Consider the following 10693-nt stretch of genomic DNA (forward strand, 5'->3'; position numbering starts at 1 on the left):
CCGGGCTTCGATGGCCGCCGGCCACGCATTGCGCGAGGACATGTCGTGTCGCTCCACCGTTTCCGTCTTGCCGGGTTCTGCGCGTTCGTCCTTGCGGGCCAAGCCTCCGTCGGCGCCGCACGGGCCGCGGATTTCGACGGGCCCTATCCGCCGCCGCACCCGGAATACGGCGGCTACGCCCACCGGGAGCCGCCCCCGCCCGAGCCGGCCTTCCGCCGCCCGCGCTTCACCGCCGGCCCGGATTTCGAGCCGCCCGAGCGCTGCCGCAGCTTCGTGAAGCGCCGCATCGACGCCTATGGCGAGGAGGTGGTGCGCCGTGTCCGGGTCTGCGACGAGCCGGGCGGATACGACGACGGCCCCCATCGCCCGGTCGTCTTCGATCGCCCGCCGCGGCCGCCGGTCGACATCCCGGATCGCGGTTGGGGCGGCTCGCGCTGGTAGCCCGGGGCGCGAGGACGCCCCCGCCTGAGATGAATAAGATCTCCGTAGCGGAAAACGCGACGTCCCGCCGTGTCGACGATCATCCTGCGATCCAGGGATCACGGGATCGACGTCACGCCCGGACCGGCGCCTTCTTGAGGGCGGCGGCGAAGGCCTTGAGCTGGCGGTTCAGGTCCGCCAGCTCGTTCAGCGCGATCGTCTTGTGCCCGTCCTTGACGGCACGCTCGATGTCCTCGACCTGCGAGGCGGCGAGGCGCCGGATTGCGGTGGCGACTTGGTCACGGGTCAACGGCGCCTCTCCCGGCACGACGCATGAGGGATGCTCGGTGATAGGTCGACAGGCTTAACCGTTGGTGTGCGGGCCTCCTCGCGCGCGGGCCCGCATCAGTCGTCCGGCGCGGTCGGTGGGGGCGGCGCCAGCGCGGCCTCGGCCGCCTGCAGGCCGGCCCGCGCCTTCGCCATCGCCGCGGCCTTGGCGCCGGTCTCGGCGTTCAGCGCTTCGAGGAAGGCGGTCCAGTTCCCGCGCAGCGCCGGCGGCATCTCGGCGTCGAGACGGTCGCGCAGCTGCGCCATCCGGGCGACGTGGCTGTCCGCCGGCCCGGCCCCGTCCGAATCGTAGACGCCGACGCCGCACACCTGGTCGCCGGCGCGGGTGTAGTAGGTGGTCTTCTGGAGCGCGACGGTGCTGCCCGGCTTAGGGAACAGGTAGCGGATCTCGGCGACCGTGCCGGCCTTGGCCGTCTCCAACATCCGGCGGATGAAGTAGGTGCCGTTGCTGTCGTGCAGGTCGCGCACGTTCTGGCCCTGCAGGATCGGGTTGGGATGCGCGCTCATCACGCCGTCCGGCCCGACGCAGAAGACGTAGGTGTCGGCGGTGCGGAACCCCGCCTCCCCCTTGGTGAAATGCGCGAGCGCCGCCGGCGCGTCGGCCGCGATCGCCGCGACGACGTGCTTCAGCATCCACTTGGCGGAGGCTTCCGAGCCGGCATCGCCGCAGGAGACCGGCGCCTCCCCGTCGCCGCAGGCGCGCCCGGGCTGGGGCGTCGCCGCCAACCCGATCGCGGCGAGGAGGGACGCAGCGACTACGGAGCGAAGCAATGCCATCGGTCGCGCCTCGACGATCAAGCGAAGGCCCGCGCGCGGCGGTAAGGCGTGCGCACGTCCGTTGCAGATGGATCCGTAGCTCGACAAGTCATGGTCGAAGCAGCCGGGATGGACGGCAGCTTCCATCGATTTCGTCGAATCTTCAAGAGCGAAATCGAGCATTCGAAACGCGCGAAAACAGTAGACCGGCGCGCGCCGGCGCCGGCGCATCTCTTGCGGGCCGAAGCGGCGCGACCCGTCCGCGGGTCGCGCCCTCGGCGCCGGGCATCGGCGTGGCCGTGGCGCGGCTCAGGTCCGCCAGGGGTGGGCCGGCAGCTCGGTCTTGCCGATCGTGCTGGCGCCGGCCTCGGCCACCACGTGGTCGTTCTCCACGGTCGAGCCGCTGACGCCGATGGCGCCCGACATCTCGCCGTCCGCGTCGACGATCGGGATGCCGCCGGGGAAGGTGATCAGCCCGTCGTTCGAGTGCTCGATGCCGTAGAGCGGGCCGCCCGGCTGCGACAGCGCGCCGATCTGTCCGGTCATCATGCCGAAGAACACCGAGGTCTTGGCCTTCTTCTGGGCGATGTCGATCGAGCCGACCCAGGCGCCGTCCATGCGGTAGAACGCCTTCAGGTTTCCGCCGGAATCGACGACGGCGATGCACATCTGCGTGCCGAGTTCGGCGGCCTTGGCTTTGGCGGCGGCGATCGCGGTCTCCGCCTGCTCGATGGTGACGTGCATGGTGTCATCTCCCTGATGGCGCCGCCGGACCGGGGCGCGTCGTCCCCGCAGCCTCGGCGGGGATACCGATCGACAACGGCCGAGGTTGCGCCCGGTGCCGAGAACAAGGACGGCCGCCCCGGATGTCCCGGGGCGGCCGCGGATCGATCGCGTCGGTCGGCCTGCCTCTGCCGGCCTACTTGGCCGACATCGCGTTGGCCTTCTCGATCAGCGCCTCGGCCATGCGGATCGAGGCGATGTCGATCAGGCGGCCATCGAGGGAGACGGCGCCGCGGCCGGCCTTGGCGGCCTCTTCCATCGCCACGAGGATGCGGCGCGCCTTGGTGACCTCGGCCTCGGACGGGGTGAACACCTCGTTGGCGAGGTCGATCTGCGAGGGGTGGATCGCCCACTTGCCCTCGTAGCCGGCCGACGCGCAGCGCCGGGCCGCGGAGGTGTAGCCGTCGGGATCGGAGAAGTCGCCGAACGGGCCGTCGATCGGGCGCAGGCCGTAGGCGCGGCAGGCCACCAGCATGCGCTGCTGGGCGAACAGCCACGGATCCTGCCAGTGGGTCTCGCGCTTGCCGCTCTCGTCCTTGTCGGTGAGCACGCTGTAATCGGGGTTCACCCCGCCGATGACCTGGGCGCGGGCGCGGCAGGACGCGGCGTAGTCGGCGACGCCGAAGGACATCGCCTCGAGGCGCTTCGAGGAGGTCGCGATCGCCTCGACGTTGGCCATGCCGAGCGCGGTCTCGATCAGCACCTCGAAGCCGAGCTTCTTCTCGCGCTTCTTGGCCTGCTCGATCTGCGTCACCAGCACGTCGATCGCGTAGACGTCGGCCGGTACGCCGACCTTCGGGATCAGGATCATGTCGAGGCGCGGACAGGCTTCGACGATGTCGACCACGTCGCGGTACATGTAGTGGGTGTCGAGACCGTTGATGCGGATCATCATGGTCTTCGAGCCCCAATCGATATCGTTGAGGGCAGCGATGATGTTGGTGCGGGCCTTCTCCTTGTCGTCCGGCGCGACCGCGTCCTCGAGGTCGAGGAAGATCACGTCGGCGTTCGAGGTGGCCGACTTCTCCATGAAGGTCGGGTTCGAGCCTGGCACCGCGAGTTCGGAGCGGTGGAGCCGCGGGGTGGCCTGCTGGACGAGGGTGAAGCTCATGGGGGGTCTCCTGTTTCCCTGGGAAGTCGGGCGGCTTGCGGTGCCGCCGTCAGAGCGCGGGCTCAGCTAGGCCGCCCGAACCGTCGGTTTCAACATGGGCCTGTGCGTTCTCGGCGACAGGCCTAGGCGATACGTTTGCATCAGCCGGTCGCACCGAAGCCGACGGCGATGCAGTTGATCGAGAGCAGGAGCGCGGATTTCACCGCCTCGCGCTTGTCCTCGTCGGTCTCGGCGCGGAACCGGCGCAGCAGCTCGACCTGCTCGCGGCCGACCTGGTTGATCGTCGGCAGGCGGCCGGTGAGACGGTCGCGGAACAGCGGCGCGCGCTCGGCCAGCTCCCGCCCGCCGGTGATCCGCAGCACCATCTCGCGCGTCAGCGCGTACTCGGCCTCGATCATCCCGAAGATGCGGTCGCGGATCTCCGGGTCGGCGACGAGGCCGGCGTAATCCCGGGCGATGCCGAGATCGACCATGAGCAGCGTCTTCTCGACCTCGTCGAGGATCAGGCGGAACAGCCGGCATTCCTGGAACAGGCGCTTGAGCAGCGCTTCGCCCTGGTCGCCGCGCACGTCGAGGAAGCTGCGGATGCCGGAGCCGACGCCGTACCAGCCGGTGACGACGTGTCGGTTCTGCGACCATGCGAACACCCAGGGAATCGCGCGCAGGTCGCTCAGCGATTTCGCCCCGAAGCGCCGCGCCGGGCGCGAGCCGATGTTGAGCAGCGCGATCTCGTCGAGCGGGCTCGCGGCCTGGAAGTAGTCCACGAGGCCGTCGGCCTGGAGCAGGTTGACGTAGGCCGCGCGCGAGGCGCCCGACAGCGCCTCCAGCGCATCGTCGAACTCGTGCCGGGGCTGGTTCGCGCGCTGCCGCTCGGATTGCAGCGCGTGCTCGAACACGGAGGCCGCCAGCAGCTCCATCTGGTAGGCGGCGGTGCCGCGGTTGGCGTACTTGAACGAGACCACCTCGCCCTGCTCGGTGGTGCGGAAGCGGCCGTTGATCGAGCCAGGCGGTTGCGCGTCGATCCCGCGCTGGGTCGGCACGCCGCCGCGGCTCACCGAGCCGCCGCGCCCGTGGAAGAATGCGATCGGCACGCCGGCTTCCTTGCCGAGCGCCGTCAGCTTCGCCTGCGCCTTGTACAGCTCCCAGTTCGAGGCGACGAAGCCGCCGTCCTTGTTCGAATCCGAGTAGCCGATCATCACCTCCTGCACGCCGCCCTGCCAGCGGGTGGAGCGGCGGACCACCGGGATGCCGACGAGCTCCTTCATGATCGCCGGCGCGGCGCGCAGGTCCTCGATGGTCTCGAACAGCGGCACGATCGGCAGCGGGCAGATCTCGGTGCCGGCGGCGTCGAGGTAGAGGCCGGCCTCCTTGGCCAGCAGGTAGGCGCCGAGGATGTCGGGCACCGAGCGGGTCATCGACAGGACGAAGGCGCCGAACGCCTCGCGGTCGAGGGTGTCGCGCATCTCGCCGACGAGCGCGAAGGTGGCCAGGGTCTCGCGAGCGTCGTCCGGCAGGCCCTCGAACGAGGTTTCGCCGGTCCGCGGCCGCGCCAGCTCGGCGACGAGCCAGGCCTTCCACTCGGGCGACTCGAGGTCCGGCGGCGCCTTGCCGCCGCTCTGGCGGGCGTAGAGCGCGTGCAGCGTCTTCGTGGTGCGGGTGGTGTTCTCGCGCAGGTCGAGGCGGACGGTGGAGAACCGGAAGATCTCGACCATGCGCCGCACCGGCCGCACGAGGTCGGTGGCGAGCGAGGTGCACTTGGCGTCCGCGAGGCCCTGCTCCAGGGTGCGCAGGTCGTTGATCAGCCCGTCGGCGCTCGGGTAGTCCGGCCCGCTCGTGCGGCCGCCCTCGTTGCGCCGGATCGTCGCCTCGATCTTGCGCAGGATGCAGGACAGGTACTGGCGATAGGCCTCGCCGGGGTTGCGGCCGGCGATCGCCTTGGCGTCGCCGCTCTCAGACAGGGCCCGGGCCAGCTCGGCCCGGAAGGTCTCGGGCACCGGCATCGAGCGCTCGGTGAGCGACAGCACCCGGCCGAGATGAAGCACGCCGTCGCGGTAGCGCCTGAGCGAGGCGAGCGCGTTCCACTTCAGCGTCTCGCGGGTGACGCTGGCGGTGACGTAGGGATTGCCGTCGCGGTCGCCGCCGATCCAGGAGCCGAACTGAAAGAAGGCCGGCACCTCGAACTTCTCGTCCGGATAGTACTGCGCCAGGGATTCCTCGAGCGAGTAGACCACCTCCGGCAGCATCTCGAACAAGGTCTCGTCGAAGAAGTGCAGGCCCCAGGAGACCTCGCGCTCGACGGTGGCCTTCTCCAGGTGCAGCTCGCCGGTCATCCAGACCAGCTCGATCTGGTCGCGCAGCTCGTTCATCAGGCCGTTGCGCTCGCGCGTGGTCCAGCGCGGCAACTCGAGCTCGCGCAGCACGAGGTAGATGCGCCGGAACTTCTCCAGCACGGTCACGCGCTTGCCCTCGGTCGGGTGGGCGGTGATCGTCGGGCGGATGCGCAGGTCCTTCAGCAGGGCATGGATCTGCGGCGCGGGGATGCCGCCGGCCGAGGCTTCCGCCAGCACCTTGGCGAAGGACCCGCCGAGGGCCGAGCGGCCCTCCGTGCGCTCGACGTGCCGGCGCCGGCGCATGGCGACGTTCTGCTCGGCGATCGACAGCAGCTGGAACCAGATGCCCTGCACCTGGAGCGCGCGGGCCAGCATCTCGGGCGTGAAGGTCGAGATGTCGGCGGTGCCGTGCAGCACGGCCTCCAGCTCCGGCTCGTGCCGCCGCGCCACGTCGAGCAGCGCGTGGAACAGGATGTCGAGGGCTTCCTTCGACGAGGTGCCGGTGATCACCGGCGGGGCGAAGGCGTTCTCGTCGGCATGGCCGAGGGAGGCGTGAAGGGTCTTTGGCATCGGATCAAGCCACCTGGGGCGGATATCATTTTGGCGGGGGTGGCACCGCGCGGCCCCCTCTCCCGAGCGGGAGAGGGTCGGGGTGAGGGGCTAGGTCATTCCGGAGAGGTCACGCCCCTCACCCTGTCCCTCTCCCGAACGGGAGAGGGGACCCGCGCTTCAGGTTCGCGCTTCGGGCGCTACGCCGCCCGCCGCATCACCTCGGCGACGGTGTCGCCGAACGAGCCGGGATCGGGCGCCACAGTCAGCCCGTAGGACCGCATGATCTCGGCCTTCTCGGCCGCGCTGTCGCCGGTGGCCGAGATGATCGCGCCGGCATGGCCCATGCGGCGGCCCTTCGGCGCCGTGAGCCCGGCGACGAAGCCGATCACGGGCTTCGAGAAGTTCGCCTTGATCCAGGCCGCGGCCTCGGCCTCCTGCGGGCCGCCGATCTCGCCGATCATCAGCACGGCCGCGGTCTCCGGGTCCTGCTCGAACAGCGCGAGATGGTCGAGGAAGGACGAGCCGTTGATCGGGTCGCCGCCGATGCCGACCGAGGTCGAGATGCCGATGCCGTGCGCCTTCATCTGCGAGGCGGCCTCGTAGCCGAGCGTCCCCGAGCGCGAGATCACGCCGACGTTGCCCTTCAGGTAGATGTGCGGCGGCATGATGCCGAGCATCGACTTGCCGGGCGAGATGATGCCGGCGCAGTTGGGGCCGACCACCATGGTGCGGCGGTCCTTGGGGTAGCGCATCAGGTAGCGCTTCACCCGCATCATGTCCTGGGCCGGGATGCCGTCGGTGATCGAGCAGACCAGCTTCAGCCCGGCATCGGCCGCCTCCATGATCGCGTCCGCGGCGAAGGGCGGGGCGACGAAGGTGATCGAGGTGGTGGCGCCCGTCGCCTCCACGGCGTCCTTGACGGTGTTGAACACCGGCAGGCCGAGATGGGTCTTGCCGCCCTTGCCGGGGGTGACGCCGCCGACGACGTTGGCGCCGTAATCCTTCATCTCCTTGGCGTGGAAGGTGCCCTTGTCGCCGGTGATGCCCTGGACGATGATCGGGGTGGTCTCGTCGATGAGAATGCTCATGGCGGTATCCTTCGCTTATCTCACGGACGTCAGTGCTTGGTGCCGTTGCAGGCCTCGACGGCCTTGCGCGCGGCCTCCGACAGGGTCTCAGCGGTGATCAGGTCGAGCCCGCTCTCGGCCAGGATGCGCTGCCCGGCCTCGACGTTCGTGCCGGCGAGCCGGACGATCAGCGGCACCTCGATCTTCACCTCGCGCGCCGCCTGGACCACGCCCTCCGCGACCCAGTCGCAGCGGTTGATGCCGGCGAAGATGTTGACGAGGATCGCCTTCACGTTCTTGTCCGACAGGACGAGGCGGAAGGCGGTGGCGACGCGCTCGGGGCTCGCGCCGCCGCCGACGTCGAGGAAGTTCGCCGGCTCGCCGCCCGCGTGCTTGATCATGTCCATGGTCGCCATGGCGAGGCCGGCGCCGTTGACGATGCAGCCGATCTCGCCCTCGAGCCCGATGTAGCTGAGGTTGTGCTCGGCGGCCTGGGCCTCGCGCGGGTCGCCCTGCGACGGGTCGTGCATGTCGGCGATGTTGCGGCGGCGGAACATCGCGTTGTCGTCGAACGACATCTTGGCGTCGAGCGCCAGCACGCGGTCGTCCTTGGTGACGACGAGCGGGTTGATCTCCAGCATGGTGCCGTCGCAGTCGCGGAAAGCCCGGTAGGCGTTCATGATCGTCTTCACCGCGGCCGAGACCTGCCTGATGTTGAGGCCGAGCTGGAACGCGATCTCGCGGGCCTGGAACTGCTGCAGGCCGACGGCCGGCTCGACCACCACCTGGATCAGCGCCTTGGGCTCGCTGGCCGCGATCTCCTCGATGTCCATGCCGCCGCGCTGGGAGGCGATCACGCGGACGCGCTCGGCCTTCCGGTCGAGGACGTAGCCGAGATACAGCTCGCGCTCGAACGGGTCGGCGGTCTCGACGTAGACCCGCTGCACCGGCTTCCCCTCGGGCCCGGTCTGCAGGGTGACGAGGCGCTTGCCGAGCAGCTCGCGGGCGGCGTCGCGGACCTCGTTGTAGGTCCGGCACAGCTTGATCCCGCCGGCCTTGCCGCGGGCGCCGGCATGGATCTGAGCCTTCACCGCCCAGAACGAGCCGCCGAGCTCGGTCGCGGCATAGACAGCCTGATCGGCGCTGAAGGCGACGGCGCCCTTGGGAACCGCGACGCCGAAGCTCGCGAGCAGCTCCTTGGCCTGATACTCGTGCACGTCCATCGGGCGCCTCCTTCGGTACTGTTCTTGGCTGCGTTTCTACGCCCTCATTTTACTTTGGGGGAGAGCAGTGTCGCATTAAATTTTTTTGCATTCTCATTGAGTTCGCCTTGATCGGCGAAGGAATGCTTGCGGTCTTCTTGTTGCGTCGCACAATCTTCTGGCGACGATCGTTTCCCGACTTCGCAATTCGCCCGATGGCGGTCCCCGATCGCCGCCGATCGGGGACCGCCATCGGGCTTCGCGTCAGCTCACCTTGGCCTTGACCACGTCGTAGACCTTATCGTTGAGCGGGCCGGCATCGCCGAGCAGCGCTTCGAGCTCGGTCAGGCGCGCCTGCGCGAAATCGCGGTCGTCGAGGCCCTTGGCATTGACGTAGACGTTCAGCGCCGCGCTGCGCAGCCCGGCATGGGCCGAGAGCACGGCGACGCCGGCATCCGAGATGACGTTGAGGTTGCCCTTGTCGGCGACGACCTCGGCGAGGTCGATCACCGCGCGGCAGGCGCGGCAGCAGGCGAGCGGCACGTCGGTCGCCACCTTCAGCGCCGCCTGGATCCCCTCGGCGCGGACCGCCTTCTCGTCGTCGGTGGCCTTGGGCAGCCCGTAGGCCCCCATCACCGCGTCGAAGGCGGCGACGTCCTCGGCGATCATGCCGGTGAGCTGCGCCCGCAGCGCCTCGGACTGGACGAGCATGTCCTTCAGCTCGGCCTCGACCTCGACGTACTTCTTCTTGCCGATGGTGAGGTTGCACACCATCGAGACCAGGGCCGCGCCCATGGCGCCGGAAATGGCGGCGGCACCGCCGCCGCCGGGGGTCGGGGCGGCGCTGGCCAGCCCGTCGAGGAAGGTCGCGATCGTATCGTGCTCGGCCATGCGCCCCACTCCCCCGTTCAGGCCATCTTCTTGGCGAGCGCGTAGATCTCCTCGGCATCCAGCACCTGCTCGGTGCTGTCGAAGAGCTGGCCGACGCAGGCGCGATGGAGCTTCAGCTTCAGGCCGCCGATGCCCAGTGCGCCGAACGACTTCTTGCCGTGCCGGTCCTTGCCCTTGTCCATGGCGTCGATGCCGCCGAAGCCGAGCGGCGGCTGGGCGTTGTAGTCGGCCACGAACTCGATCGAGGCCTCGTCCTTCCAGGCCGACTCGGGCAGCAGCTCGATGCCGATGGCGCCGGCCGAGAACACCAGGTTCTTGCCCTTGACGATCTCGGCGCGCGAGGCCTCGTCCGGGGTCGCGGCCGCCGTCACGGCGACGCCGAAGCGCTTGTTGACGGCGTCCGCCGCCGCCTGCGCGCGGTCGAGCTGACGGGCGGCGAGGACGACCTCGGCGCCCTCCTGGGCGAGCAGCGCCGCCGAGCGCATGCCGACCGGGCCGGTGCCGGCGAGCACCACGGCCTTCTTGCCCTCGAGCGAGCCGGCGGCCTTCGCCACCAGAGCGACGCCGGCGGCGGCGGTGGTGTTCGAGCCGTTGGAATCGAGCATGGTCGAGACGCGGAACGGGCCGAAGAAGCGCTTCTTCACCGCCTCGAGCACCGCCTCGCCGGCCGCCATGTTGCCGCCGCCGACGAAGATCGCCGTCGACTTCTTCTCCGAGCCGCCGCGGGTGTAGATCGTGCCATCGACGAGCGCGCCGACGTTCTCGGGCGTCACGCCGCCGTAGCCGGTGATGTGGTCGGCGCCGCCGTCGTAGCCGACGACGGTGTCGAATACGGACGGCATCGCATCGGTGTCGAACAGGAACAGAAGCTTCTTCATGGTGCGTCCTCTCGCCCGCGTCTCGGCGCGGATGGCGTTCGTGTTGGAAATTGGGTCCGGGCTCGTCTGTCGCTCAGCCTTCCCTCCCCCCTCTGCGGGGGAGGGTGGCCCGCGAAGCGGGTCGGGAGAGGGGCAGCGCGACGTTCGGAGACGTGGCTTTCCTCTCCCGCCGCTCGCTGACGCTCGGCCCACCCTCCCCCGCAGCGCGGGGCGGGAGAGGTCGACCTAGACCACGTTGTGCGGCTTGCCGGCGACGAATGCTTCCGCGTTGTCGACGAGCTTGTCGCCCCGGATCTGCATCGGCTCCTTCCTGTCTCAGGCCCCGTGCGCCCTCGCGATGGGGTTCCTCCGCTCC

10 protein-coding genes are annotated in these 10693 nt (G+C 69.8%); 1 reads left to right on the forward strand and 9 read right to left on the reverse strand.

Annotation, left to right across the window (positions count from 1 at the left end):
- Positions 1-45: 45 nt before the first annotated feature.
- Positions 46-441, forward strand: coding sequence for a hypothetical protein (locus MKK60_RS17875; protein WP_243987908.1), 396 nt, complete (start codon positions 46-48; stop codon positions 439-441).
- A 112-nt stretch (positions 442-553) separates the two neighbouring features.
- Here the strand turns inward: MKK60_RS17875 and MKK60_RS17880 are convergent, their stop codons facing one another.
- The 9 genes from MKK60_RS17880 to MKK60_RS17920 all read right to left on the reverse strand — a co-directional run bounded on the left by MKK60_RS17880 (position 554) and on the right by MKK60_RS17920 (position 10338).
- Positions 554-730, reverse strand: coding sequence for a hypothetical protein (locus MKK60_RS17880; RefSeq protein WP_187274652.1), 177 nt, complete (start codon positions 728-730; stop codon positions 554-556).
- A gap of 95 nt (positions 731-825) precedes the next feature.
- On the reverse strand, positions 826-1545 hold the full coding sequence (locus MKK60_RS17885) for a cache domain-containing protein (RefSeq protein WP_243987916.1): 720 nt from the start codon (positions 1543-1545) through the stop codon (positions 826-828).
- A 288-nt stretch (positions 1546-1833) separates the two neighbouring features.
- Positions 1834-2268: a GlcG/HbpS family heme-binding protein gene (locus MKK60_RS17890; RefSeq protein ID WP_147726365.1), complete on the reverse strand. Its 435-nt coding sequence runs from the start codon at positions 2266-2268 to the stop codon at positions 1834-1836.
- Positions 2269-2443: 175 nt separating this feature from the next.
- The gene (locus MKK60_RS17895; RefSeq protein ID WP_147726364.1) at positions 2444-3418 is read right to left on the reverse strand and encodes an HpcH/HpaI aldolase/citrate lyase family protein; all 975 of its coding nucleotides are present in this window, start codon (positions 3416-3418) and stop codon (positions 2444-2446) included.
- A 140-nt stretch (positions 3419-3558) separates the two neighbouring features.
- On the reverse strand, positions 3559-6318 hold the full coding sequence (locus tag MKK60_RS17900; protein WP_243935665.1) for a phosphoenolpyruvate carboxylase: 2760 nt from the start codon (positions 6316-6318) through the stop codon (positions 3559-3561).
- 179 nt (positions 6319-6497) lie between these two features.
- Positions 6498-7388, reverse strand: coding sequence for a succinate--CoA ligase subunit alpha (gene sucD / locus MKK60_RS17905; RefSeq protein WP_147726362.1), 891 nt, complete (start codon positions 7386-7388; stop codon positions 6498-6500).
- Between the two features lie 29 nt (positions 7389-7417).
- Positions 7418-8590 carry a malate--CoA ligase subunit beta gene (locus tag MKK60_RS17910; RefSeq protein WP_243987920.1) on the reverse strand — a complete coding sequence of 391 codons (1173 nt, stop codon included), beginning with the start codon at positions 8588-8590 and terminating at the stop codon, positions 7418-7420.
- A gap of 243 nt (positions 8591-8833) precedes the next feature.
- On the reverse strand, positions 8834-9460 hold the full coding sequence (gene fchA, locus MKK60_RS17915; protein WP_243987922.1) for a methenyltetrahydrofolate cyclohydrolase: 627 nt from the start codon (positions 9458-9460) through the stop codon (positions 8834-8836).
- Positions 9461-9477: 17 nt separating this feature from the next.
- On the reverse strand, positions 9478-10338 hold the full coding sequence (locus MKK60_RS17920; RefSeq protein ID WP_147726359.1) for an NADP-dependent methylenetetrahydromethanopterin/methylenetetrahydrofolate dehydrogenase: 861 nt from the start codon (positions 10336-10338) through the stop codon (positions 9478-9480).
- Positions 10339-10693: the final 355 nt, after the last annotated feature.

This window comes from Methylobacterium sp. J-092, from assembly GCF_022829325.1.
In the GTDB taxonomy this organism is placed as follows: Bacteria; Pseudomonadota; Alphaproteobacteria; order Rhizobiales; family Beijerinckiaceae; genus Methylobacterium.

Excerpts from the sequence above, each read along its gene's own strand:
- MKK60_RS17890 (WP_147726365.1), bottom strand. The coding sequence starts at position 2,268 with ATGCACGTCACCATCGAGCAGGCGGAGACCGCGATCGCCGCCGCCAAA.
- MKK60_RS17920 (WP_147726359.1), bottom strand. The coding sequence starts at position 10,338 with ATGAAGAAGCTTCTGTTCCTGTTCGACACCGATGCGATGCCGTCCGTA.
- MKK60_RS17900 (WP_243935665.1), bottom strand. The coding sequence starts at position 6,318 with ATGCCAAAGACCCTTCACGCCTCCCTCGGCCATGCCGACGAGAACGCC.
- MKK60_RS17910 (WP_243987920.1), bottom strand. The coding sequence starts at position 8,590 with ATGGACGTGCACGAGTATCAGGCCAAGGAGCTGCTCGCGAGCTTCGGC.
- MKK60_RS17895 (WP_147726364.1), bottom strand. The coding sequence starts at position 3,418 with ATGAGCTTCACCCTCGTCCAGCAGGCCACCCCGCGGCTCCACCGCTCC.
- fchA (WP_243987922.1), bottom strand. The coding sequence starts at position 9,460 with ATGGCCGAGCACGATACGATCGCGACCTTCCTCGACGGGCTGGCCAGC.
- sucD (WP_147726362.1), bottom strand. The coding sequence starts at position 7,388 with ATGAGCATTCTCATCGACGAGACCACCCCGATCATCGTCCAGGGCATC.
- MKK60_RS17885 (WP_243987916.1), bottom strand. The coding sequence starts at position 1,545 with ATGGCATTGCTTCGCTCCGTAGTCGCTGCGTCCCTCCTCGCCGCGATC.